Source organism: Marinobacter halodurans (assembly GCF_004327985.1).
Lineage (GTDB): Bacteria > Pseudomonadota > Gammaproteobacteria > Pseudomonadales > Oleiphilaceae > Marinobacter_A > Marinobacter_A halodurans.
The window spans coordinates 17,873-41,050 of the sequence record NZ_SJDL01000004.1 but is presented as its reverse complement, the minus strand read 5'-3'; the positions used below and the strand labels follow the sequence as shown (position 1 = coordinate 41,050).

Here is a 23,178-nt window from a genome sequence, read left to right as displayed (position 1 = left end):
TCGTCATTGTTCCGGAATAGCCCAGCAGGGCTGCCCCCATCTTCTTGGCCTACTTCTTGACCCACTTCCCATCCTGCTTGATGTACTGCCCGGACGGTGTCTTCTCGATGGCTTTCTGGCCGGCGACGGATTCCACCTTGGTGACGGCGATGCCGTGCTTCTCGGCGATGCGGGTGTACTCGTCGCGGCGGGCGGCGTTGATGGCCTCGACGATGGCGGCGGCGTCGCCCTGGGGTTTCACCACTTCCAGGTAGCCGGTTGGGGTTTCGCCCACCAGACCCTGGGTCTTGGCGGCTTCCAGCTTGCCCTTGGCAGTGTCCAGGTCCATCGCCAGGGCCGGCAGGCTGAGGCAGAGCGCGATCAACAGGGCGCCGATGCGTGCGGATACGGTCATGTCAGGTTCTCCTCCAGTGCGATGACGATCAGAACAGGCCTTCGTCTTCAAACAGTGCTTCCACGTCCTTGTCCACCTTGACGTAGATCTCGTGCTGGATCTTCACGTTCAGGTTGACGGTGATGGGCTCCTTGGGGGCCTCCATCTTCACCGTCGGCGTGCAGGCCGCCGCCATCAGCCCCAGTACCACCGCGGATAGCGCCGCCCGGCCCCGGGTTCCGGTTATCGTCATGGTTACTGCTCCTTCGTGTTGTCGTTCTGGCGTTGCTCGATCAGCTTTTTGACCCGCTCGGTCACCGTTTCGTTCACCCGGCCGCTCAACTGCAGGCTGGTGAGCAGCGCCGGGATGTCCTCTTCCAGGTTCACGTTAAGGACCACTGGCTGGCCGTTGTGCACATCCGGATTCCGGCCCTCGATATGCAGGCCCAACTTCAGGGTGCCGTCACGAGCATAGTCTATGGTGCTGTCGAGCACCGAATAGTGAAAGTTTTTCATAGCCTCGGCGACAATGCCCATTGCCATATTGTCACCTGCCAGAGCCTGGAGCCGGCTGCCCGGCAGCTCCAGGCGACCGCCGGGCGAGAGCGCCTGCAGGTCCCCGTCTTCCACCGCAATGCCGTCCCGACCGATGCGAACCGGTAGGGTGCCGCTAAGCTGACCGGTGCCGGCCAGGTCCTCGCTGGGGTAGAGTTCCATGATCCGTTTCAGGTCCAGTTTCTCGACGATCAACGGTACCCGGATCGGCAGTCGGGACAGGTTCCATTGTTGCGGTTCGACGTGGACCTGGCCGCCCACCAGGTCGGCCCGGGCCTTCTGCAGGGTCAACTGGCCGCCCAGGGGCTGGTCCTGGGCGGTGGCGTAGTTGGCCGCGAGCTGGACGGGCCCGATGGGCACGCCGGGATTGACCGTCTGGATCGACAGGTCCGGCATCTGGGCGGTGAGCTGCCCGTTCTTGATGGCCACCGAAAGGCCACCCGTCATCCCGGTCCAGCCAGTCCGGTTGAAGGTACCATCCAGGTTCCGGAGATCGGCGTGGCCGTCCAGTTGCAGGGGGCCGGACGCGGGTCGGCTTAGTTGGGTATCGATGTCCACGGTTCCGGCCGTCACATCCAGCAGCTTTGGCCAACCCGTCCAGGTGGCGGCCCAGGCTTTGCTGTCCTCCGGCGCCTGCAGGTGGCTGGTGATGTGGGCGTCGAGTTCGCCACCGAACGGCACCTTCAACCCCACCTGCGCATCGGCTCCGGAATGGGCGGTGAGCTGGCCGTCCAGGCTGAGCTGTTTCAGCGTACTCGTCAGCGACCCCTTGAAACGCCAGGACTGGGGTTTTAATTGCGGGTGCGTGATCTGCCCGGCGGACAGCCACACCGGCCCCTTGAGCTGCAGGCTGTCGAGTGCCGGTTTGTCCGTGCGGTAGTGTGCGTCCAGCGTCATCGACGGAAGGTCGCCACGGACGGTATCCAGACCGAGATTGAGGTCCTCCGGAGCGGTCAGCCCGGCCAGGGTGACGAACGCAGACGGGCCGGTTTTCAGAGAAAGGGCGGTGGCGTCCGCATGGCCGGACAGCGTCAGGTCCAGCCGTGGCGACGCCAGCCGCCAGCCGCCCAGTTGGGTTGTCGGCAGGCGGCCGGTCACATGGGTCTGCTTGAAATCCATCGACCAGGGCGGCGACAGCGCCAGGGTGACCGAGCCGTCCAGGGTCCACTGGCTGCGTCCCTTGCCGGTCAGGGTAACGGCCATGGGCAGGGTGCCTGGCGGAATCTTGTCGCCGTGTTCAGGCGGCTGCGTTTTCAGGGTCACGGTGTCCGGCCGGATGAGTGCGGGAAGGGCGTCGGCCCAGGCCGCCGGCTCGGTCAGGGTCAGGTTGGACTGCAGTGCGCGCGCCTGCCATTGCCCGTGCGAGGCCGTCAGGTCGACCGCCAGCTCACCGGACACCGTACCGATACCCGGCACCGGCCAGGGTTGGGGCAGTTCACCCTGCAGGGCGACCGAGCCGGACGCCGACTCCAGCAGCGGCTTGCCGCCGGGCCAGTCCAGGGTCCAGCGGGCGTCGAGCTGTGCAGCTGCCGGCTGGCTGGGCAGGGTGTCGTCAGGGACCGGCGTCCATTGCTGCAACCAGTCCACGAGCCAGGGGGCCTGTGGCCAGTCCGGTATCCGGGCGGTGCCGGTCCAGTGGCGGGTTGGGTCGGCACGGTAGTCGGTTTCCGCCGTCAGGGTAGGTTGATCGTCAATGGCCAGTTGGGCACTGGCGATAAGCCGTTGCGACGGCTGGCCGTCCAGCGTTGCCTTGAGGTCAATGCGATGCGAGGCCTGTGTCAGTTGCAGGTCCAGCGCGACCGGGTATCCGGTGTCACTGCGGTCCAGCGTGGCGGAACCATTCAGTGCACACTGCCCCGTCCGGCAGGGCAGGGAGGCGTCGAAATGGTCGATGCGGACGCGATGGGGCAGCCACGACGGTAGCTGGGAGGGAGGTGAGCCGTCGTCATAGCTTCTTGCCGGCCCAGAGCCAGAGGCCACCAGCGAAACCTGCAGGTCCCCGAGGTGGAGCGTCACCGGGCGCGGGATGAGACCGTCCCAGCGCCAGTCCAGCGTCAGGTCATCGCCGCTGATCGTCCACCGACGGCCGGACCGGTCGAGTTGCAACCGGAACCCTGTCGCACCGAGGTGGGACAGGCCGACATCCAGTCCCCGCCAGTCCAACTGCTCGATGCCCTGCGCCTCGCGGGTCGCCTGCCACCACTGGCGGATCCAGAGGCCGCCAGCCAACAGCAGGACAATGATGGCAATCACCAGCCCGAATACGATACCTCGCCGGGTCATGACGTCTCCTGACTCCCTTTGCTCATGGCCTGTCGGAAGCCGCTTCCGGCCGGCCATCGATCAATGATGTCCTGGCACGACTATACAGGTCTTCAGTGGGCAGCAGGGAGCGCGTGATACTTTGGTGATGAATTGGTGATGGCGCTGTCATGCAATCAGGCTGCGGCCAGCCTACGCTGGAGGCCAACCATAACGGAGTGCCCCGCCATGGCCCGAGCCCGGCTGAGAACCGTCTATCGCCATCCCTTACCCGTTCGCATCGGGCACTGGGTCAATGCACTGTGCCTGTTTATCCTGCTCCTCAGCGGTCTGCAGATCTTCAACGCCCATCCGCACCTGTACTGGGGCAGTGCCTCCAACTTTGAGGCGCCCTGGCTGTCGATCGACTACCACTGGTCCCGGGACGATGGTTATTCCGGCCGGACGCAAGTCTACGGCTGGCAGGCGGACACCACCGGTGTGCTGGGTGCATCGCCCGGGCGTAACGGCGAACTGGAAGGACGGGCGTTTCCGTCCTGGCTGACCATTCCCGGCTCCCGCTGGCTGGCCATGGGGCGCAGTTGGCATTTCTTCTTCGCCTGGATCCTGGTGATCAACGCCAGCCTGTTCCTGATCTGGGCGCTGTTCGCCGGTCACCTGCGGCGCCTGATACCCACCCTCGAAGACTGGCGCGGCTTCGGCCAGTCCGTGCTCGATCACCTGCGACTGCGCCACCCCACCGGCGAGGCTGCCACCCGCTACAACATCCTGCAGAAACTGGCTTACCTGACGGTGATCTTCGGGCTGGGCGGACTGATCGTACTGACCGGTCTGTGCATGTCTCCGCGGATGGACACGGTGCTGGAACCAGTCCTGGAATTCTTCGGCGGGCGCCAGTCAGCGCGCAGCATCCATTTCCTGGCGGCCGGCGGCCTCGTCCTGTTCGTCGCCATCCACCTGTTCGAAGTGATCGTCAGCGGCCCGGTCAACCAGTTGCGCTCGATGATCACCGGCTTTTTCCGCTACCGCGACGAACCAGCCACCGATTCGGCAACCACCCGGGAGACCCGCCATGACGGATAACACGCGCCGCCGCTTCCTCAAGACCCTGCTGGCCGGGGGCGGCCTGGCCACCCTGACCGGTTGCGACTACCTGTCGGAGAAAACCTGGTTCCGCGACACCCTGGCCCAGGGAGAAACCCTCAGCGACGTCGTCCAGCACGCGGTGACGCCACGCAAGGCCATGGCCCGGGAATACACGCCGGCGGACATCTCGCCCAGCTTCCGCGCCAACGGCACCACCGATCCCGATGCGGTCGAATACCGCATGCTGGCTGCCAACGGCTTCCGCGATTACCGGCTCAAGGTGGGCGGAATGGTGGAGAATCCCATGACCCTCGACCTGGCCGCCATCCGCGCGCTGCCGTCACGTACGCAGATCACCCGCCACGACTGCGTCGAAGGCTGGAGCGCCATCGGCCAGTGGACCGGCGCCCGGCTCAGCACCCTGGTGGAGCAGGCCCGCCCCCATCCGGACGCGCGCTACCTGGTGTTCCACTGCGCCGACCGTTACGGCCGCAGCCACAGCCCCTATTACGAAAGCATCGATATGGAAGACGCCCATCACCCGCAGACGCTGCTGGCCTACGAACTCAACGGCGAGCCGCTGCCGATTGCCAATGGCGCACCACTGCGGCTTCGGGTGGAACGCCAGTTGGGCTACAAGATGGCCAAGTACGTGATGGCGATTGAGGTGGTCGAGAGCTTTGATCACATCGCCGGTGGCAAGGGTGGCTTCTGGGAAGACCGGGGCTACGCCTGGTACGCGGGAATTTGATCTGGATCGGGCGACGACTTGTCGCTGCCGGAAACATGGGCCAAGCTGGAACGCGTCCATTCGCAGGTTTTTATCCCGGGGAGCGTCATGCCCGCAACCGAGAGCTTCCGCTGGGGCATCATCGCGCCCGGCCGCATTGCCCGCACCTTTGCCGAAGCCCTGACCGGTGTCGACGATGCCGTGCTGACCGCCGTGGCCAGCCGCGATCCTGTGCGGGGCGCCGCGTTCGCACGCACCTATTCAACGGACGCGCACTCGGTCCGGGTCTGCCCCGACTACGACAGCCTGATCGCCGAACCGGACATCGACGGCGTCTACATCGCCAATCCCCACCGGTTCCATGCCGACTGCGTACGACGCTGCCTGGAGGCGGGCAAGCCGGTGCTCTGTGAAAAGCCGCTGACGGTCAGCGCTGCCGGAGCGGCGTCCCTGTTCGAGCTGGCGGAGCGTCGGGGCGTTTTCCTGATGGAGGCGGTGTGGTCGCGTTTCCTGCCCGTCTGGGACCAGGTGCTCGATTGGGTCGGGCAGGACGCTGTGGGCGAGGTCCATACGGTGCAATCCGACTTCTGCTTCCGGCTGCCGTTCAAACCCAACGGCAGGCACTGGGATATCCACCAGGCGGGCGGCGTAACCCTGGATATGGGGATTTATGCGATCTCCCTGTCCAACTATCTTTTCGGTCGGGGTCCGGATCAGGTCCAGGCGTCCGTGCTGAAGGGGGAGACCGGCGTCGATATCCGTACCGCCGCCCTCCTGAGCTATGGCAACGCCGTGAGCGTTTTCACCAGCAGCTTTGTCGCCCGGCGCGACAACATCATGAGTATCGAGGGCGACGCCGGCCGCATCGTGATCGATGGGCCTTTCTGGGGCTCGGACCGGGCCACCCTGACGCGCCACGACGGCGAGCCCGAAGTCGCGGACCGCCCCCGCCGGGTCAATGGTTTCGAGTACCAGATCGCAGCCGCCATGGCCGACATCCGCGCCGGGCGCCTGCAAAACGCCCGCATCCCCTGGGCGGACACGCTGACGACGGCCAGGGTCATCGATCATATCCTGTCGGATGCCGGCGTGATCTATCCCTTTCTCTAGCGAGTGGCGTCAGGATGGCGCTCCGCTTCCAGTTGCAGCAGCGGCGGTTCGGCGATGCCGGGTAAGGTCGCCGTAGCAGGCCGGCAGGCTGTGGCTGCAGACCGGTACCACCGATTCCCCCGAACAGCCGCCGGGTGGGCGCCGCCGTGCTGTAGCCGTCGCCGAAGTTCAGGGCGATATCCACATCCGCCTGACCACGACGGTACTGGAAGGGTTGGGCTACGACACCCACATCGACCTGCTGTCGGTGCCGATCGGCTTCAAGTCGATGCAGAACAACGACATTGACGTGTTCCTGGGCAACTGGATGCCGGCCCAGCAGAAGTTCGCCGACCAGTACGAGGGCGGCTACGAGCGCCTGCGGGCCAACCTGAAAGGCGCCAAGTTCACCCTGGCGGTGCCGGAGTTCGTCAAGGAAAAGGCGGGTGTGACGAGCTTTGCCGATCTCGACAAACACGCCGACCAGTTCGATCACAAGATCTACGGCATCGAACCGGGTGCGCCGGCCAACAACCTGATCCAGAAGATGATCGACAACGACGACTTCGGCCTGGGCGACTGGACCCTGGTGGAATCCAGCGAACAGGGCATGCTCAGCCAGGTCAGCCGCGCCGAACGGCGCGACCGGTTCGTGGTGTTCCTGGCCTGGGAGCCGCACCCGATGAACCTGCAGCATGACCTGGCGTACCTGTCCGGCGGCGACGACTATTTCGGTCCCAACTACGGCGGCGCCACCATCTACACGCTGACCCGCAACGGCTACAGCGACGAGTGCCGCAACGTCGGCACCCTGTTGGACAACCTGCAGTTCAAGCTGGATATGGAAAGCCAGATCATGGGATCCATCCTCAACGACGGCGAAGAGGCCAACACCGCGGCGCGTGCCTACCTGAAAGCCCATCCTGAGGTGTTTGCCGGCTGGCTGGACGGCGTCACCACCGTCGATGGTCAACCCGGACTGGCGGCCGTGAAGTCGAATCTCGGGCTGTAGACGGCGCTCAGTCCAACCGCTTGTGCACCCGCAGGGTGGCGACCAGCATCGCCAGCGTGGCGAACACCACCAGCGCGAGGAGCTCCGGCCACAGGTCGACCAGGCCGGCACCGCGCAACATGATGCCCCGCACTAGGCGGACGAAATGGGTCAGCGGCAGGACCTCGGCCAGCCACTGCGCCGGCGTGGGCATGCCTTCGAACGGGAAGATAAACCCGGACAGCAGTATCTGCGGCAGGAAGGTGAAAATCGCCGCCTGCATGGCCTGGAACTGGGTAGTGACCAGCGTCGAGATAAAGATGCCCAGGGCCAGGCTGGCGATGATGAAGACCAGGGCGGCGGCATAGAGCTCAAGCAGGCTGCCGCGCACCGGCACCTGGAACACCCAGGCGCCGAGGATCAGTACCAGCGTGGTCTGCACCAGCCCGATGCCGATAAAGGGCAGCACCTTGCCAATGGTCAGTTCCGCCGACGACAGCGGCGTGGTGATCAGGAATTCCAGGTTGCCCTGTTCCCGTTCCCGCACCAGCGCGATGGCCGTGAACATCACCATGGTCATGGTCAGGATCACCCCGATCAGCCCCGGTACCGTGTTCAGCGGCGCTTCCCGCTGGGGGTTGTAGTAGCTGACGATCTCCACCGCCGAAGCGTCGTCGGAGCTGGCCGACGCATCGCCCCGCATCAGGCTGCGCACCGGGAACTGGCCAATTTGCCGTGCGGCCTGCTGGACCACCTGGTCCGAGCCGTCCACCACCAGTTGGAACACCTTGCGATCCGGGTCCGGAAGCCGTTCCTCCAGGTCCGGCGGAATGATCGCGGCGGCCTTGATCGTGCCCTGCTGCAGCAACCGGTCGGCGGCGGCCGGCGACGCCAGCACCTCGTCAAACTCGAACACCCGGGATTGCAGCAGTTGCTCCGCCAGCTCCCGGCTGGCGCTGGAGCGGGCCTGGTCCACCACGGCGGCGGGCAGGTGGCGCACGTCCATGTTGATGGCGTAGCCGAACAGCAGCAGTTGCATCAGTGGAATGCCGACAATCATGGCGTAGGTCAGCCGGTCCCGGCGCAACTGGCGCAGTTCCTTGCGGATCACCGCCAGCAGGCGGCGCAGGCTGAAGCCGTTCATGTCCTGTGGCCCCCCTGAGTGGCGGCCACGAAGACATCCTCCAGGTTGGGATCGGTGGTGGATACGCGCGCCTCGATCCCCTGGGTCCGCAGGCGATCGGTCACCGGCTCCCGCGTATCTTCAGCGTCAACCAACACCCGCAGCGTCGCGCCGATCTGGGCGCTGGACAGGACCCCGGGCAGATCGGCCAGTGCCAGTTCGGCTGCATGGGGGCGGTCCGTTTCCACCAACAGGGGCAGAGCACCCAGATCCGCCTTGAGCTGCTCCGGTGAGCCTTCCCGCATCAGCCGTCCCTCCTGCAGGATGGCCAGTTGGTGGCAGCGTTCGGCCTCGTCCATGTAGTGGGTGGAGACGAGCAGGGTGGTGCCCGCCTCGGTCAGCCTGAACAGCTCCGCCCAGAAATCCCGCCGTGATTGCGGGTCGACCGCACTGGTGGGTTCGTCCAGGAACAGCAGCTCCGGCTCGTTGAGCACCGCGGCGGCCAGCGCCAGCCGCTGCTTCTGGCCGCCGCTGAGAGTGCCGGCCAACTGCGCTGTCAGGGATTCCAGGCGATAGGTCTGGACCAGCTCGTCCAGGCGCCGGCGGGTCCGGGCGCGGTCGAGTCCGAACAGGTTGGCGACGAACTGCAGGTTCTCGGTCACGCTGAGGTCCCGGTACAGGGAAAAGCTCTGGGTCATGTAGCCGATGCGGCGTTTGAGGGTTTCCGCCTGCCTGGGAATCTCCAGGTCCAGCACCCGGATGTCGCCTTCCGTGGGCAGCAGCAGGCCGCACAGCATGCGGATGGTGGTGGACTTGCCACAGCCATTGGGGCCGAGGAAACCATAGACGCGGCTGCGGGGAACCTCCAGGTCGAGATGGTCCACGGCGGTCAGGCTGCCGAAGCGGCGGGTCAGTCCGTGGGTGACGATGGCGGCTGGTTCAGTCGCCATTGTGTGGCTCCGTTGACGCGGGCCAGGCCTGGGCGGGCACACCGGCCGGTAGCGACTGTGCCCGCTCTCCCTGCAGGACCAGTTCCGCCCGGTAGACCAGGCGGCTGGCGTCATCACCACTCAGGGCATAGTAGGGCGTGAAGGCCGGATCGCTGCGGATACTGCGGACCACGGCGTCGAACGCCTCGCCGACGCCGTCCACCCTGACCCGGAAACGGTCGCCGGCCTGGATGCCGGTCCGGCGGGCTTCCGGGACGAAGATCCGCACATAAGGGGCGTCGCCACTGAGCAGCGTCACCAGCGGATCCCTCGCCCGGGGCTGGTCGCCCAGTTTATGGGGCAGGCTGTCCACACGGCCGCTCCGGGGTGCATGCACGTCCAGTCGCTCGCGGCTGACGGTCAGTTGACGGACTTTCGCATCCGCACTCTGCATGGCCGCCCGGGCCTGGTCCAGCTGTTCGGTCCGGGTGCCCTGCAGCAGTTCATTGAGCTGGGCCTGGCGGGATTCCACGGCGGCGTTGGCGCTGTCCAGGGCGCTTTCACGATCATCGAGTTGTGCCTTGGGCACCGTACCGCGCTGGTAGAGCGTTTGGGTTCGTTGCAGGGCCAACTCCGCGTTGCGGGCCTGGCTGATGGCGCCGGCCAGGTCCGCCCGGGCCGCGGCGATGGTTTCCGGCCGGGCGCCATGGCGCAGTTCCTCCAGCCGGGCGGTCTGCTGTTGCAGGGTGGCGCGGGCTTCGTCCAGTTGTGCCTGGAGACGACGGGCATCCTGACGCAGGATCAGGTCGCCCTTGACGACCGACTGTCCCTCGGCCACCGCGATCTCGGTGATGGGTTCCGACGCTTCCGCCAGAACGACGATGCGATCCCATTCCACCGTACCCAGCAACGGTTCCGGCCCGGTGTCGCAACTGCTGAGCAGTCCCAGGGCAAGGCCGGCAACCAGGAGAGATTTCAGTGCAGCCATAGCGGCATCAGCGTCCTTCTGCAGGTTGGAGGAAAACCGCGACTCTTCCGTGACTTACTGGTGAGTATAGACGCACGCCAGGTCAGGGCATCCGGGGCCAGTGTAGTGCCTGCCCGGAACAGCGCACTGCGCTGGATCAAGATCGAAGGCGTTCACGGGGCCCCATTGCGGGACCCCATGAATCTCCGGCCCGCGGGGTTATTGCGTCGGAGCCGGGAACTGGACGTACGGGCCCCGGGGCTCCTGGTCCGGCGGGACATAGGCAGGAGCCGGCTGGCCGGCGGGCCCCTGGTGGCGAATGAACTGATAGATCGCCCGCAGGTCCTGGTCCGACATGTCCCGCAGGGAAAACCAGGGCATGGGTGGACGGAACTGCGTGGTGCGGGCCAGGGTGAGCCATTGTTCTTCAGTCAGTGACTGCATGGTCAGCCGCAGGTTGCTGGGGTAGGTGGTGCCCCAGGGACCGCGCCAGCCAAGGCTGTCGCCCGTCAGCCAGGCGCTGTCCGGGACATTGCCGCCGGACATGGCATAACCCGGGGTATGGCAATCGTTACAGCCGGCAATCTGGGTCAGGTAACGGCCGTGGCGAATCAGTTCGGCCTGGTCATCGGCAGCGACGCCGCCGCTGGTGGCGGACAACAGCCCAATGGTCAGTGCCAGGAGGAAGGGGAAACGGTGGAACCTCGTTGATGTGGGAACAGTGCGCGTGACCATATTGGCCTCCGACACGGGACGCGATCACGTTTGACCGCACACTCTAAATTAGCCCCTTTGCCGGTGGTGTCAATCGCCTTCGAAGGGCCTGCTCAGGGGCAGGCTTCCCGGCCCGGATCCGCCGGGGCGGTTGCCCCGCGCAGGCCCAACTCGTCGGCATAGAGCAGGTTGCCGATGCCCATCACCACGTTGCTGACGGAGATATGGCCGGGCGGGGCCGTGTCTTCGTCGGTGATGCCGTCTTGTTCCGCTGTCAGCAGGACCCGGAGGACATCGCCGAGATGGATCAGCAGGTCCAGGGCGCCGAAGTCTTCGGGCGGGTTGCCCATCTGATGGGCCACGTAGGTTCGGGCCTCTTCCACGATGGCCGCCTGGTGATGGCCCAGCAGGTCGGGATCGAGGGTCATCATGGTCCGGTAACGCCGTTGCCGCTCCAGGCGGATGGCTTCGATACAGGTTTCCTCGGCCTGTTCGCCGCCGGCCCGGGGGCGCGTCATGCCGGCGAGCCGGAAATCCACGTTGCCCTCGCCGAGCTGGCGGCGGACTTCATCGCGTACCTGATGCCGGGCCCGCGGCAGGAACTGGTTGATGGCCTGGCGCTTGGTCCGGGCCAGGTCCTCCCGGGTCACCTCCCGTACCAGCATGGCCAGGATGCGGACGCACTCCACCAGGTCCGGCCACAGTTCCGGATCGATCGACTCGAGATCGTCCGGCAGCAGCCGGGTGATGGTCTTGGCTTCGAAGTAGAGGCCGCTGATGTCGGAGGCGGTGAGGCTGGAGCGGGCAATGACTTGGCGCAGGCCCAGCCGCTCGATCTCGCTGAGGAGACCGGGGAGCAGGAGGAGGGTGTAGTGCTGTGCGCCTGTCGACGGTAACGCCATGGCATCTCCGGGGTGGCCCTTCCTGCCTTTAAGCGTAGCAGGTGGGACCCGGGGATGCCCGGCAAGCGGCGGTTAACTTCTCCTGAGCGTCCGGATCACCTCATAGCAGGCACCCATGGTGTGGTAGTCGGTCTTGCCGGCGGGGCTCTTCTCGTCCGAGTACTGGCGGTTGTCCCGGGTCAGGATGCGGTACCAGGCACCGTACTCGTGGTCGATGAAATGCGCCCAGGCGTAGGCCCAGATGCGGTCGTACCAGTCCCAGTACCGGGCATCGCCGGTGGCCTCGGCCAGCAGCGCCGCGGCGGCAAAGGTCTCGGCCTGGACCCAGAAATACTTGTCGTCGTCGCAGATCGAGCCGTCCGGCGCAAAACCGTAGTAGATGCCGCCGTGGACGTCGTCCCAGGCGGTGGCCAGGGCGCGGTCGAACAGGTCCCGGGCGCGCTCGATCATCCAGGGCTCGGGGCGGTGGCGATGCAGGATCAGCAGCAGTTTGGTCCACTCGGTCTGGTGGCCGGGCTGGAAGCCCCAGGGGCGGAACAGGTGGCGTGGATCGTCACGGTTGTAGTCCCAGTCGATCCGCCAGTTGGCGTCGTAGTGCTCCCAGATCAGGCCATCGCCCTGGGCGGCCTGGCGTTCGCAGATGTTGCGGGCCAGGGTGTGGGCGCGGTCCAGGTAGCGGGTTTCGCCGGTCGCCTCGAAAGCGGCCAGCAGGGCTTCGCAGCTGTGCATGTTGGCGTTCTGGCCGCGATAGGGCGACAGCACCGACCAGTCGGCGCTGGCCTCGTCGGCGTAGAGTCCGGCCTCCGGCAGCCAGAAATGTTCCTCCATCAGGTCGAAGGCCTGCCCGATACCGTTACGGGCTTCGCCGACGCCGCATTCATAGGCGGTGGCGTAGGCCAGCAGGACAAACGCCATGCCGTAGCAGTGGCGGGTGCTGTCTTCGGGCCGGTGATGGTCGAGGGTCCAGGCATAACCCCGCTGTGCCGGCTCCCAATGCACCTGCTCGAGGTAGGCCAGCCCGTGGCGGGCCAGCTCCAGGTAGTCCGGCCGCTGGAAGAAGTGGCCGGCCCTGGCGTAGTTGAAGATGAACCGCGTGGAGCTGACCAGGTGGCGGTGGTGCGTGTTGTAGACGCTGCCGTCGTTGCGGAAGTACTGGAAAAAACCGCCGTCAGGGTCCCTGCAGCGCTCCTCGTAGAACGCCCGGATGCGGCGGATGTGATCGCTCAGGAACGCGGGATCGCGGAAGTTCGGGGACTCGTTCATGGGGCCGTCCGTTGCTGGGTGGATTGTTGTTGTCTGCGTCACCCTATCCTAGCGGACACCCGGCGTCTGTTCGCCGTTGGGATGACCGGGGGCCATCAACCGCCGTAGCCATAACCGGAGCCCTGGAGATCGCCATCCAGGAAATTGCTGGCAAAGTCCACGAAGGCCCGCAACTTCGGCGAGACATGCCGCGACCGGGGATACTGGAGATTGACGCGCCCTTGGTAGCGGCCCTCGATCGCCCAGTCGTCGAGGACCGTCACCACCGTGCCCTTGCGCAACTGGGTGTTCACGGTGAAGTCGGGAAAGATGCCGATGCCGAAGTGGTTGCACACGGCATCCATGCGGATCTCCGTGTGGTTGACGATGTAGCGGCCGTTGGTTTCCACGGTGACGGTCTCGTCGCCGCGGTGGAAGGTCCAGATGTTGTCGGTGACGGTCTCGCCCAGGGACAGGCAGTCGAAGTGGGCCAGCTCGCTGGGATGCCGCGGCTTGCCGTTGCGGGCGATGTAGGTCGGCGAGGCACACAGCACCGCCTTGACCACGCCCAGCTTCGCCGCCACCAGGCCCTCGATCGGGGTGTCGGTGATGGTGACCACCGCATCGACGTCGTCGTAGTGAGGATCGAGGGTCCGGTCCGTCACCACCAGTTGCACCTCCACGTCCGGATAGCGGTTCAGGAAGGGGGGAACCGCATGGCGCAACACCTGCGCGCAATAGGCCTTGGGTACCCCGATCTTGAGCCGGCCGTGGGGTTCGCCATGGGCCTCGTCGGCGATATCCAGCACATCCTGGGCCGAATCCAGCACCGACTTGCAGTGGGCAAAGACCTTTTCCCCGGTGGCATTCAGGCGCAGGCTGCGGGTGGACCGCTCCAGCAGGCGCACCTTGAGGGCGTCCTCCAGCCGGGAGACCTGGCGACTGACCGCAGACGGCGTGGAGCCCAGCTTCTGGGCCGCTGAGGTGAACGAGCCGGTTTCCACCACCGTCACGAACACTGCCACGTCCTGCATGATCGACATCACGCGATTTGCACTCACTGTGCACAACTCCTTTTCCGTAACCCGGGCTAATCCGATTCGGGTCAGTTAGTTAGCATACCAGTGGACCTATCAGGAAACCTCCCCCGGCTTTCTGCGGTTCTCCCATCCAATAACACCATGAAATTCGAACGGGAAGGCGTGACGATGAAAAAGCTGCGCAGTGTGACGGATCTGGATTTTGTGTGTGATCGGGTTGACCACGTGGTGGCCCTATTCAGTGGCGGTCTCGACAGCACTTACCTCCTGAAATTACTCTACGACCGAAACGTGGCCGTGACCGCCGTAGCGGTGGACCTTGGCGACGATCCGGATGTTGCGACATTGCACCATGTCGCTGCGAGATTCGGTGCGCGACTGCGCATCGTCGACCTCAAGCAACTGTTCACACGGGAAGCGGCCCTGCCGGCGATCCGCGCCCAGGCCCGCTACCTCAATACCTTTCCCATCAGCTCCTCGCTGTCACGTCCCTTTATAGCACGGGCGGCGGTGGATATTGCCGAGTCGCTGGGTTGTAGCGCCATTTTTCACACCGCGACCCAGTCGCAGAACAGCCTGCGCCGACTCAACGGCGCGATCGAGCAGCTCGGCTTCAACGGCTATTACGGCTCACCCTATGAATACACCTCGATCAGTCGCAGCGACAAGATCCGCGCGCTCAAATCGATCGGGCTGATGTCGTTCGAGCAGCGCATCGTCAGTGGTGACAGCAATCTCTGGTGCCGGGAATTCGAATCCGGCGTGCTGGATAATCCGGAGGGGTTCAGCGTGCCCGAAAACCTCTATGCCTGGACCCGGGTGGACGCCGCCCGCCAGTCGGAGTCGACGGGCCACAAGCTGTCCATCACTTTCCGGGCGGGCGAGCCGGTGGCCGTCAACGACGGTGCCATGGAACCGCTGCCGCTGATCAACTACCTCAACGATGTGGTGGGCGCCTACGGCATCGGCCGTTTTGCCGGACTGGAGCACCTGGTCGGCGGCGAGAAGGTCCTGGAAGTGCGCGAAGCGCCCGCGGCGCTGGCGCTGATGGACGCCTACCGCCACCTGGAAACCGCGGTGCAGGACTACGAGCTGCTGCGGGAGAAGCAGGCGCTGGAGCAACTCTGGGTCCGGGAAGCCGTCGAAGGCCGCTGGTACGGCACCCTGCGGGCCGCAATCGATGAGTTCCTGCTGCGGGCGTCGCAGGATGTTTCCGGCAAGATCACTTACGACCTGTCGGCCGGTGCCCTGTGCCTGGAGTCCATCCAGGGCGTCTGCCCACGTTACCTGCGCAACCGCGACGAGTGGGAATCCCGCACGGCCGTCACGGCCAGCGCGCGTACGCTCGCGGACATGGAGCCCGAAGAGGACATTCTGCCGTTGGCAACCCGCCTTGCGATGGGAGCTTGATATGAGTGCGCAGGAAGTACCGCTGCCCCGCCAGACGCTGGCGCCGGCAGCGGAGGCGGCCGCAGCCGACCTGATCATCCAGGACTTCTCCTTCATCCCGGGCGAGACCCTGGCCGGCATGCTGGACCTGGAGCCGGGCGCCACGGACCTCGAATGGCGGGCGTTTGCCCACTGCTGGAACCGGTTGACCCGGGACAACTACATGGGCGACCAGGGGCGCTATCGCTACCGTCGATACGGTCGCTTCGAATACCGCATGGATCGGGATTCGCTGCGGTTGCTGCCCCATCAGCCCTATTCCCAGCCGCTGTCGGTGAATCCGCTCAACGGCGGAATCCAGCGTTATTTCGATCCGCTGGAGGATGTCTTCATCGCCAGCCCCGTGCTGCATCGCCTGTTGCGGACCATGGCCCGGATCTATACCGCCGCCGATGGCTATCCCTCGAACTGGCGGATTCGCCTGCATCCCTACCGGATACTGGCGATGCCGGCGGCGCCGGGACGTCCCACGCCGGAGGGCCTGCACCGGGACGGCGTCACCTACATCGCGTCGATGCTGGTGAACCGTCATAACCTGACCGGTGGCGTGACGCGCGTCACCGATAACGAGGGTGGCAACCTGTCGTCAGTCACCCTTGCCGAGCCGATGGATCTGCTCCTGTCCGATGATGAAACCACCATGCATGAAGTCTCGGAGATCCATTCCCTGGATCCCCAGGGTCCCGCATACCGGGATGTCCTGGTGATCGCCTTTGAGCGTATGGAAGCGCTCATGTAGCACAAGAAAGGATTCTGCCATGACATACACACGACGCGGTTTCCCGGTGGCCGAGTGCCTGCTGTTGCTGGTTGCGGCCTTCTGGGGGACCAGCTATGGCCTGTCGAAACAGGCGCTGGTGTTCTATCCGGTGATGGGGTTCATCGCCATCCGCTTCCTGGCCACCTTCTTCACGCTGCTGCCGGTGCTGGTACGCGAGTACCGGGCCGGCGGCGCGCGGGACTGGCGGGTCGGGCTGCCGACCGGGCTGATCCTGCTGTCGGTCTTCATCTGCGAGACGTTCGGGGTGCTGCACACCACGGCGGCCAATGCCGCTTTCCTGATCAGCCTGTGTGTGCTGTTCACCCCGTTCACGGAGTGGCTGCTCCTGCACCAGCGGCCCTCGTTCGAGAATTTCCTGCTGGCCGGTGTGTCGTTTGTCGGCGTCGGGTTGCTGACGTCGGGCAGCGAGGTCACGCTGAACATCGGCGATCTGCTGATCCTGTGCGCCGCGGTCCTGCGGGCCCTGATGGTGACCGTCACCCGCAAGGTGACGACCGGGAAGCGGATCTCCACCCTCAGCCTGACCGGGATCCAGTCCGGCGTGGTCGGGGTGGGGGCGCTGGCGGTGCTGGCGCTGTCGGACCCCGCCGCCCTGGGTCAGCTGCCGACGGATCCGGGTTTCTGGCTGATCGTGGTGTATCTGGTGCTGTTCTGCACCGTGTTCGCCTTTTTCGCGCAGAATTTCGGCGCCCGCAACATCGCGCCGACCCGGGTGTCGCTGTTGATGGGCACCGAGCCGGCATTTGGCGCCCTGTTCGCGGTCTGGTGGCTGGGCGAGCAGATCGCGCTGTCCGGCTGGGTCGGTGGTTGCCTGATCATCTTCGCGGCGTTGTATTCCATGGTGCCGCGTACGCACCGGGGTGTCGTGGCCACCAGCCTGAACTGATCTCAGGTACTGTGATTGCGGGCCTGTGTGCGAGTGCGGCGGCTGTAGATGCGGTAGCTGACCGCCAGCACCAGGCACGTGGCCGCCGGCGCGGCGAGGGCGAAGAAATGCAGTGACTGGTACAGCCGCGCACCGGCGCCGCCACCGACGATAAAGCCGGAAATGATCAGCAGGAACAGGATCGCCTTGCGGCGGTCGAAACCCTCGCCACGCAGGGCGCTGCCCAGCATCAGCCCCAGGTCCGTGAAAATGCCCGTGACGTGTGTGGTGCGCACGACCGCACCGCTGTAGGTGGTGACCAGCGCGTTCTGGGTGCCGCAAGCGGCGGAGGCCAGGCAGGCGCCGAGGAAGTGGCCGTTCTCAAGCAGGTAGATCGCGGCCATGAGCAGGAGGCCTTCAATCACCAGCAGCGAATCGTAGTGGCGTCCCAGCTCCAGGGACTGGCCCGAGAGCATGAATCCGGAAAGGGCCGCCCCCAGCAGGAAGCTCACCAGAACGCCCACCAGGAGCAGGGCGCCGGTCAGGTCAAAGGCAGCCAGCGAGGTACCGACGGACGTCGCCGTCCCCGACAGGTGGGACAGCGCCTGATGGGACACGCCGAGCAGCCCGATGGCGTTGATGCACCCGGCGGTCAGGGCCAGCACGAACGCGCCGTATTCCACCCATCGGGGTAATCGCGAGACCATGTGACCGCCTCAGGCCGAGGTATCGGCCGCTATGGATCGACCCGCATCTTCCGTCGGGCGGCGCTTCCAGTAACCGGCCAGCAGCGAACCCGAGACGTTGTGCCAGATCGAGAACAGGGCACCCGGCAGTGCCGCGGTGGCCGTGAAGAACTGGTTGGCCAGCGCCACGGCAAGCCCCGAGTTCTGCATGCCGACCTCGATTGCCATGGTCCGCGCGACCCGCTGGCTGAACCCCAGTGCCCGGCCCGCGGCGTAACCGCCGGCCAGCCCGATCATGTTGTGCAGCACCACCGCCACGATGACCAGCGGTCCCAACGTGGACAGCCTGCCGGCATTGAGCGCCACCACGATGGCAATGATGAACACGATGGCGGCCATGGCCAGCGTCGCCAGGGCCGGTTCCACCTGCTTGATCCGGCGCCCCAGGACGTGGTGGATGATCACCCCGGCGGCAATCGGGCCGATGACCAGTTGGGCAATGCTCAGGAACATGCTGGCCACCGGCACATCCACGGTCTGGCCGACCAGTAGTGCCGTCAACAGCGGCGTCGCCACCACCGAAATGATCGTACTGGTCAGCGTCATGGACACGGACAGGGCCACATGGCCGTTGGCCAGCCAGGTGATGACGTTGGATGCGGTGCCGCCGGCCGTCGCGCCGACCAGCACCATGCCGATGGTCAGCTCCGGTGACAGTTGCAGGAACCAGGACACGAACAGGGCGGCCAGCGGCATCACGGTGAACTGCAGCAGCACACCGACTCCGACCGGCAGCGGCGCCCGGACCACACCCATGAAATCGTGCCGGGACAGGGTCAGGCCCATGGCGAACATGATAACGCCCAGCAGCAACTTGATGAGGAAGGCGAAATCGGTGAACCAGGCCGGCTGCCACGCGGCGATGGCGGCGAAAAGGATGGCCCAGACGGGAAACAGTCGATTGATGCGTTCGAATGCCGACATGACGAATCCTGCAGGTTGGCTGGAAGACGGGTCCCGGAGGCGGGTTCGGATAATAGTTCGCAAGCGTACAATATGTGTGCGGCGCCGTCCCGTCAACGCCATCGCCCGTCTCATGTTGCGCCCTGCCGGGGCGATACCGGTTTATGGCGCGACGCCCAGGCGCCGACGGGCGGTCCATGCCGCCATCGTCGGAATGGCCTCATTCCTGCCGCATGGTCCCGTGGCTTGATCCGGGGCCAACGGCATGACCTGCAAGGTGATCTACGAGGATTGGGCGCCGGGTGCCTGGATCGGGGTGCAGTCCCCGGCCAGCGGGTGGCTCATGGTTTCGCGGATGACATCCACCGGGCAATCCAGTCCCAGCAGGACATGCAGCTTGGTAAAGGCTGCCTCCGGTGTCAGGTCGTGGCCGGGTACCACCCCCAGGCTGTTCAGTTCCGCCCCCGTCGCATACGCCCCCTGGTAGACCGGTCCCTGATGACACTGGCTGATGTTGACCACGGTCACCCCGCGGTCGATCGCGTTGCCCAGGGCATCCATCACCGCCACATCCGCATTGGGTGGATTCCCGACCCCGTAACTCTGCAGGATCAGGCCCCGGGTCTGCTCCGAGTCCAGGGCGGCGTCGATCAGCCGTGCCGGGATGCCCGGGAACAGCGTGATCAGGGCGACGGCCTCCGGATCGCAGTCGGGCGTGCAGAAGTCCGGTTGGCCCGGGGGCAGTAGCCGATCCTCGTACAGATCGATGCCGATACCGATGCGACCCAGCGGCGGTGCGTTGGGCGAATCGAACGCCTCGAAGGCCATGCTGTTGACCTTGCGGCTGCGGTTGCCCCGCAGGAGCCGTCCACGGAAGCCGATACAGACCTCACTGATGCGCCGGTCGGCGGCGAGGATCAGCGCGCTGGTCAGGTTATCGACCGCGTCGTTGCGCGGCTGGCCCAGGGGAACCTGGGCGCCGGTCAGGATCACCGGCTTGTTGCAGCCACGCAGCTGGTAGGACAGGGCCGACGCCGTGTACGCCATGGTGTCGGTGCCGTGCAGGACCACGAAACCGTCGTAGTCGGCCCAGTGCCGTTGCAGGACGCAGCCAACCTGCTGCCAGTCCGCCGGCAGCAGGTTGGCACTGTCGATCAGCCGGTCCAGTTCCAGCAGGTCGTACGCCGGCAGCACGGCCGCGATGCCGGCCAGCTGGCTGCGGATGCGGTCTTCCAGACCGGTCGCCGGAACGTAGCCCTGGGCCGACGGCACCATGCCCAGGGTGCCGCCGGTGTAGACCACCAGCACCCGAGCCGTCATGCGTCCACCGCGGCCGGCGCCAGCATCGCCTGCGGGCTGAGCAGCCGGTCCAGGGTTGCCGGTGCGAGCAGGCCCTCGGCCAGCACGAGCTCGCGCACGGTCGAGCCGCTGTGCAGCGCCTGGGAGGCAATCCGGGTGGCGTTGGCATAGCCGATGTGCGGCACCAGCGCCGTGATGATGCCGATGCTGTTGTCCACATGCCGGGCGCACTGCTCGACGTTGGCGCGGATATCGCGGATGCAGCGCTCCTCCAGCATGGAGCAGGCGGCGCCCAGCATCTTCATGGCGTTGAGCAGGTTGTAGACGATCATCGGTTCCATGGCGTTGAGCTGGAGCTGGCCCGCTTCCGCCGCCAGGGTCACCGCCAGGTCGCTGGCGATCACCTGGTAGGCGGTCTGGTTCACCGCCTCCGGGATCACCGGGTTCACCTTGCCGGGCATGATCGAGGAGCCGGGCTGGCGCGGCGGCAGCAGGATCTCGCCCAGGCCGGTGCGCGGACCGCTGGAGAGCAGGCGCAGGTCGTTGCACATCTTGCCCAGCTTCACCGCAAAGCGCTTGAGGATGCCGGAGAACAGCACGAACGCGCCCATGTCGGAGGAGGCTTCCACCAGGTTGCTGGCGGAGACGATCGGTTTGCCGCTGATCTCTGCGAGATAGTTCACCGCCAGCGCCTGGTAGCGCGGGTGGGTGTTGATGCCGGTGCCGATGGCGGTGCCGCCCAGGTTCACTTCGCACAGCAACTGGCTGGCTTCGTGCAGCCGGTCGATGTCCTCGCCCAGGTTGACGGCGAACGCCTCGAACTCCTGGCCCAGGGTCATGGGCACGGCGTCCTGCAACTGGGTGCGGCCCATCTTGACGATGTGGGCGAACTCGCGGCCCTTGGCCTCCAGCGACGCTTTCAGGTTCACGATCGCGGTTTCCAGCGGCTCGGCGGAAAACTGGACCGCCAGGCACACGGCCGTGGGGTAGGCGTCGTTGGTGGACTGGGAGCGGTTGACATCGTCGTTGGGGTGCAGGCGCTGGTAGGCTCCCTTGGGATGGCCCAGTTTCTCCAGCGCCAGGTTGGCGATGACCTCGTTGGCGTTCATGTTGGTGGAGGTGCCGGCGCCGCCCTGGATCAGGTCCACCACGAACTGGTCGTGCAGTTGGCCGGCGATGATGTCGTCGCAGGCGGCGGTGATGGCGTCCGCCTTGTGTGGCGCCAGGCTGCCCAGGTCGCGGTTGGCCAGGGCGGCGGCTTTCTTGACCATCGCCAGTGCGCGGATAAACGGGGGGAAGTGACTGATCGGTACGCCGGTGATGGCGAAGTTATCCAGCGCCCGCTGGGTCTGGATGCCGTACCAGGCGTCGGCGGGAACCGCCAGGTCGCCCAGGAGATCGTGCTCAATGCGGGTGTTCATGGTGTCGTTGCACCTTGGTGTTCTCGGGGTTGGAGAGAGGGCGGCACCGGGACGGTGCCGCCCGGATGGCATCAGGTCTGGCTCTGCAGGGTGCCGGCGGCCTCGTTGCGCGCGCGCAGGCGTTCGACATCCTCCGGTTCCAGATCCCAGGCTTTCAGGTCGATGTTCATATCCTTGAACTTCCGGGCCTCGAAAATCGGCTGCTCGTTGCCTTCGGCGATCTGGCGGTCGAAGTCCTTCAGGATGCGCAGGCCCGGCTTGAACAGACCGATCAGCGCAATCAGGTTCACCAGCGCCAGCAGGCCCATGGTGACGTCGGCAAAGCCGAACACGGTGCCCAGGTCGGTGGTCGCGCCCCAGCACACCAGGCCGATCACGGCGATGCGGAAGGCGTGGGCCAGCGGGCGGTTCGCCGTGCTCAGGAAGTCGACGCTGTTCTCACCCAGGTAGTAGTTGTAGAGGATCGTGCTGAAGCCGAACAGCAGCAGCGCGATGCTCACGAAGCTGCGGCCCCAGTCGCCGACGTGGTCCGCCAGCGCCGACTGGGTCAGGGCCACACCGCCCACATCGGCCATGTTGGACGGATCGTAGATGCCGCTCAGCAGGATGATGAACGCGGTGGAGGAGCAGATGATGATGGTGTCGATAAACACCGAGAACGCCTGCACCACCCCCTGGTTGGCCGGGTGCGGTACATAGGCCACCGCAGCCACGTTGGGTGCGCTGCCCAGGCCTGCTTCGTTGGAGAACAGGCCGCGCTTGACGCCCATCAGGATCGCCGCGCCGATGCCGCCGCCGATCATCGGTTCCAGGCCGAAGGCGCTCTTCACGATCAGGGTGATGGCGTCCGGGATACGCTCGATGTTCATGACCAGCACGATCGCGGTGATGATCAGGTAGCCGGCGGCCATGATCGGCACCAGCACTTCCGAGACCCGGGCAATCCGCTTGACGCCGCCGAATATGATGGCCGCCACGATCGCAGCCAGGGCGATACCGGTATACAGGACGGGGACGCCGAAGGCATCACCCACCGACGTGGCCACCGCATAGGACTGCAGGGTGGTAAAGCCGAAACCGAACGTCACCAGCAGGAGCAGGGAATAGACGGCCGCCATCCAGCGCCACTTTGATCCCAGGCCCCGGGCGATGTAGTAGGCGGGGCCGCCACGGTAGGTGCCGTCGGCTTCCGATTGCTTGTAGGTCTGGGCCAGGGTGCACTCCAGGAAGCTGGTGGCCATGCCCATCAGGCCGACCACCCACATCCAGAACACCGCGCCGGGGCCGCCCAGGGTGATGGCGACCGCCACACCGGCGATGTTGCCGCCGCCGACGCGACCGGCGATGGACAGCAGCAGCGCCTGGAAGGAGCTCAGGTGGCCGTGCTGGTCGCGCTGGAAGGCCTGGCTGGCACTGAGGATTCGGAACATCCGCCCGAAATAGCGGAACTGGACAAAGCGGGATGCGACGGTGAAACCGACGCCGACGGTGATCAGCAGGGCAATGAGTACCTTGCCCCAAAGCAGATCATTGAGGAATTCCAACATAAGGGCCTCTCCGGAAGTTGTTTTTGTACATAGGCAACTCATTTAAACAACCGCCGGCGGCTGATAGAATTTTGCGCATTGGCGGCACAGTGGTGTGACTTGACGCTCAATGCGCATCAATTCGCGCCAGCGCATTCTGGTGCCTTCCATCCAAGCGGGGACAA

The 23,178-nt window shown here is 65.6% G+C and carries 22 protein-coding genes; 7 read left to right on the top strand and 15 right to left on the bottom strand.

Annotated elements, in window-relative coordinates; all coding sequences use genetic code 11:
- Positions 1-49 precede the first annotated feature (49 nt).
- From EZI54_RS03435 to EZI54_RS03425, 3 genes are read right to left on the bottom strand one after another with little or no spacing between them, the layout of a single operon-like run.
- Positions 50-394, bottom strand: coding sequence for a YdbL family probable chaperone protein (locus EZI54_RS03435; RefSeq protein WP_131479062.1), 345 nt, complete (start codon positions 392-394; stop codon positions 50-52).
- Positions 395-422: 28 nt separating this feature from the next.
- On the bottom strand, positions 423-626 hold the full coding sequence (locus EZI54_RS03430; protein ID WP_131479060.1) for a YnbE family lipoprotein: 204 nt from the start codon (positions 624-626) through the stop codon (positions 423-425).
- Between the two features lie 2 nt (positions 627-628).
- Complete coding sequence (locus EZI54_RS03425; protein ID WP_165495665.1) at positions 629-3,211, bottom strand: intermembrane phospholipid transport YdbH family protein; 2,583 nt, start codon at positions 3,209-3,211, stop codon at positions 629-631.
- 207 nt (positions 3,212-3,418) lie between these two features.
- On the opposite strand from EZI54_RS03425, the gene EZI54_RS03420 reads away from it, so the two are divergent.
- The 4 genes from EZI54_RS03420 (at position 3,419) to choX (ending at position 7,107) form a co-directional block, all read left to right on the top strand.
- A complete protein-coding gene (locus tag EZI54_RS03420; RefSeq protein ID WP_131479056.1) occupies positions 3,419-4,273 on the top strand; it encodes a cytochrome b/b6 domain-containing protein in 855 nt (284 codons plus the stop codon).
- Complete coding sequence (locus tag EZI54_RS03415) at positions 4,263-5,027, top strand: molybdopterin-binding protein (protein ID WP_131479054.1); 765 nt, start codon at positions 4,263-4,265, stop codon at positions 5,025-5,027. The genes EZI54_RS03420 and EZI54_RS03415 overlap by 11 nt, the downstream gene beginning before the upstream one ends.
- 87 nt (positions 5,028-5,114) lie before the next feature.
- Positions 5,115-6,116, top strand: coding sequence for a Gfo/Idh/MocA family protein (locus EZI54_RS03410; RefSeq protein ID WP_131479052.1), 1,002 nt, complete (start codon positions 5,115-5,117; stop codon positions 6,114-6,116).
- A gap of 88 nt (positions 6,117-6,204) precedes the next feature.
- Entirely contained in the window at positions 6,205-7,107 is a 903-nt protein-coding gene (gene choX / locus EZI54_RS03405; protein WP_131479050.1) for a choline ABC transporter substrate-binding protein, read from the top strand.
- 7 nt (positions 7,108-7,114) lie between these two features.
- Here choX and EZI54_RS03400 read toward each other — a convergent pair whose 3' ends face one another.
- The 7 genes from EZI54_RS03400 to EZI54_RS03370 all read right to left on the bottom strand — a co-directional run bounded on the left by EZI54_RS03400 (position 7,115) and on the right by EZI54_RS03370 (position 14,024).
- Positions 7,115-8,230, bottom strand: a complete 1,116-nt coding sequence (locus EZI54_RS03400; RefSeq protein ID WP_131479048.1) for an ABC transporter permease — start codon at positions 8,228-8,230, stop codon at positions 7,115-7,117.
- Positions 8,227-9,159, bottom strand: a complete 933-nt coding sequence (locus EZI54_RS03395; protein ID WP_207389135.1) for an ABC transporter ATP-binding protein — start codon at positions 9,157-9,159, stop codon at positions 8,227-8,229. Before EZI54_RS03395 ends, EZI54_RS03400 begins: the two co-directional genes overlap by 4 nt.
- A complete protein-coding gene (locus EZI54_RS03390) occupies positions 9,149-10,126 on the bottom strand; it encodes an HlyD family secretion protein (protein ID WP_207389134.1) in 978 nt (325 codons plus the stop codon). Before EZI54_RS03390 ends, EZI54_RS03395 begins: the two co-directional genes overlap by 11 nt.
- 198 nt (positions 10,127-10,324) lie before the next feature.
- Positions 10,325-10,840: a c-type cytochrome gene (locus tag EZI54_RS03385; RefSeq protein WP_207389133.1), complete on the bottom strand. Its 516-nt coding sequence runs from the start codon at positions 10,838-10,840 to the stop codon at positions 10,325-10,327.
- A gap of 92 nt (positions 10,841-10,932) precedes the next feature.
- Positions 10,933-11,721, bottom strand: coding sequence for a hypothetical protein (locus tag EZI54_RS03380; protein WP_131479046.1), 789 nt, complete (start codon positions 11,719-11,721; stop codon positions 10,933-10,935).
- 72 nt (positions 11,722-11,793) lie between these two features.
- Positions 11,794-12,984, bottom strand: a complete 1,191-nt coding sequence (locus tag EZI54_RS03375; protein WP_131479044.1) for an AGE family epimerase/isomerase — start codon at positions 12,982-12,984, stop codon at positions 11,794-11,796.
- A 95-nt stretch (positions 12,985-13,079) separates the two neighbouring features.
- On the bottom strand, positions 13,080-14,024 hold the full coding sequence (locus tag EZI54_RS03370; RefSeq protein ID WP_131479042.1) for a LysR family transcriptional regulator: 945 nt from the start codon (positions 14,022-14,024) through the stop codon (positions 13,080-13,082).
- A 147-nt stretch (positions 14,025-14,171) separates the two neighbouring features.
- On the opposite strand from EZI54_RS03370, the gene EZI54_RS03365 reads away from it, so the two are divergent.
- Genes EZI54_RS03365 through EZI54_RS03355 form a run of 3 tightly spaced genes read left to right on the top strand, consistent with a single transcriptional unit; the run spans position 14,172 to position 17,119 of the window.
- Complete coding sequence (locus EZI54_RS03365) at positions 14,172-15,413, top strand: argininosuccinate synthase-related protein (protein WP_131479040.1); 1,242 nt, start codon at positions 14,172-14,174, stop codon at positions 15,411-15,413.
- A 1-nt stretch (position 15,414) separates the two neighbouring features.
- Complete coding sequence (locus EZI54_RS03360) at positions 15,415-16,191, top strand: 2OG-Fe dioxygenase family protein (RefSeq protein ID WP_131479038.1); 777 nt, start codon at positions 15,415-15,417, stop codon at positions 16,189-16,191.
- A 19-nt stretch (positions 16,192-16,210) separates the two neighbouring features.
- On the top strand, positions 16,211-17,119 hold the full coding sequence (locus tag EZI54_RS03355) for a DMT family transporter (RefSeq protein WP_131479036.1): 909 nt from the start codon (positions 16,211-16,213) through the stop codon (positions 17,117-17,119).
- A gap of 2 nt (positions 17,120-17,121) precedes the next feature.
- Here EZI54_RS03355 and EZI54_RS03350 read toward each other — a convergent pair whose 3' ends face one another.
- The 5 genes from EZI54_RS03350 to EZI54_RS03330 form a co-directional block, all read right to left on the bottom strand.
- Positions 17,122-17,805 carry a YoaK family protein gene (locus EZI54_RS03350; RefSeq protein WP_131479034.1) on the bottom strand — a complete coding sequence of 228 codons (684 nt, stop codon included), beginning with the start codon at positions 17,803-17,805 and terminating at the stop codon, positions 17,122-17,124.
- A gap of 9 nt (positions 17,806-17,814) precedes the next feature.
- On the bottom strand, positions 17,815-18,768 hold the full coding sequence (locus tag EZI54_RS03345) for a bile acid:sodium symporter family protein (protein WP_131479032.1): 954 nt from the start codon (positions 18,766-18,768) through the stop codon (positions 17,815-17,817).
- 261 nt (positions 18,769-19,029) lie between these two features.
- The gene (locus EZI54_RS03340; RefSeq protein WP_131479030.1) at positions 19,030-20,067 is read right to left on the bottom strand and encodes an asparaginase; all 1,038 of its coding nucleotides are present in this window, start codon (positions 20,065-20,067) and stop codon (positions 19,030-19,032) included.
- On the bottom strand, positions 20,064-21,467 hold the full coding sequence (locus EZI54_RS03335; protein WP_131479028.1) for an aspartate ammonia-lyase: 1,404 nt from the start codon (positions 21,465-21,467) through the stop codon (positions 20,064-20,066). The genes EZI54_RS03340 and EZI54_RS03335 overlap by 4 nt, the downstream gene beginning before the upstream one ends.
- Positions 21,468-21,538: 71 nt before the next feature.
- On the bottom strand, positions 21,539-23,014 hold the full coding sequence (locus EZI54_RS03330) for an alanine/glycine:cation symporter family protein (protein ID WP_131479026.1): 1,476 nt from the start codon (positions 23,012-23,014) through the stop codon (positions 21,539-21,541).
- Positions 23,015-23,178: the final 164 nt, after the last annotated feature.

Bases quoted from the DNA above. Each gene is read 5' to 3' on its own strand.
- EZI54_RS03435 (WP_131479062.1), bottom strand. From the start codon at position 394: ATGACCGTATCCGCACGCATCGGCGCCCTGTTGATCGCGCTCTGCCTC.
- EZI54_RS03415 (WP_131479054.1), top strand. From the start codon at position 4,263: ATGACGGATAACACGCGCCGCCGCTTCCTCAAGACCCTGCTGGCCGGG.
- EZI54_RS03345 (WP_131479032.1), bottom strand. From the start codon at position 18,768: ATGTCGGCATTCGAACGCATCAATCGACTGTTTCCCGTCTGGGCCATC.
- EZI54_RS03340 (WP_131479030.1), bottom strand. From the start codon at position 20,067: ATGACGGCTCGGGTGCTGGTGGTCTACACCGGCGGCACCCTGGGCATG.
- EZI54_RS03430 (WP_131479060.1), bottom strand. From the start codon at position 626: ATGACGATAACCGGAACCCGGGGCCGGGCGGCGCTATCCGCGGTGGTA.
- EZI54_RS03350 (WP_131479034.1), bottom strand. From the start codon at position 17,805: ATGGTCTCGCGATTACCCCGATGGGTGGAATACGGCGCGTTCGTGCTG.
- EZI54_RS03390 (WP_207389134.1), bottom strand. From the start codon at position 10,126: ATGGCTGCACTGAAATCTCTCCTGGTTGCCGGCCTTGCCCTGGGACTG.
- EZI54_RS03375 (WP_131479044.1), bottom strand. From the start codon at position 12,984: ATGAACGAGTCCCCGAACTTCCGCGATCCCGCGTTCCTGAGCGATCAC.
- EZI54_RS03385 (WP_207389133.1), bottom strand. From the start codon at position 10,840: ATGGTCACGCGCACTGTTCCCACATCAACGAGGTTCCACCGTTTCCCC.
- EZI54_RS03335 (WP_131479028.1), bottom strand. From the start codon at position 21,467: ATGAACACCCGCATTGAGCACGATCTCCTGGGCGACCTGGCGGTTCCC.
- EZI54_RS03380 (WP_131479046.1), bottom strand. From the start codon at position 11,721: ATGGCGTTACCGTCGACAGGCGCACAGCACTACACCCTCCTCCTGCTC.
- EZI54_RS03360 (WP_131479038.1), top strand. From the start codon at position 15,415: ATGAGTGCGCAGGAAGTACCGCTGCCCCGCCAGACGCTGGCGCCGGCA.
- EZI54_RS03400 (WP_131479048.1), bottom strand. From the start codon at position 8,230: ATGAACGGCTTCAGCCTGCGCCGCCTGCTGGCGGTGATCCGCAAGGAA.
- EZI54_RS03355 (WP_131479036.1), top strand. From the start codon at position 16,211: ATGACATACACACGACGCGGTTTCCCGGTGGCCGAGTGCCTGCTGTTG.
- EZI54_RS03410 (WP_131479052.1), top strand. From the start codon at position 5,115: ATGCCCGCAACCGAGAGCTTCCGCTGGGGCATCATCGCGCCCGGCCGC.
- EZI54_RS03395 (WP_207389135.1), bottom strand. From the start codon at position 9,159: ATGGCGACTGAACCAGCCGCCATCGTCACCCACGGACTGACCCGCCGC.
- EZI54_RS03330 (WP_131479026.1), bottom strand. From the start codon at position 23,014: ATGTTGGAATTCCTCAATGATCTGCTTTGGGGCAAGGTACTCATTGCC.
- EZI54_RS03365 (WP_131479040.1), top strand. From the start codon at position 14,172: ATGAAAAAGCTGCGCAGTGTGACGGATCTGGATTTTGTGTGTGATCGG.
- EZI54_RS03425 (WP_165495665.1), bottom strand. From the start codon at position 3,211: ATGACCCGGCGAGGTATCGTATTCGGGCTGGTGATTGCCATCATTGTC.
- EZI54_RS03420 (WP_131479056.1), top strand. From the start codon at position 3,419: ATGGCCCGAGCCCGGCTGAGAACCGTCTATCGCCATCCCTTACCCGTT.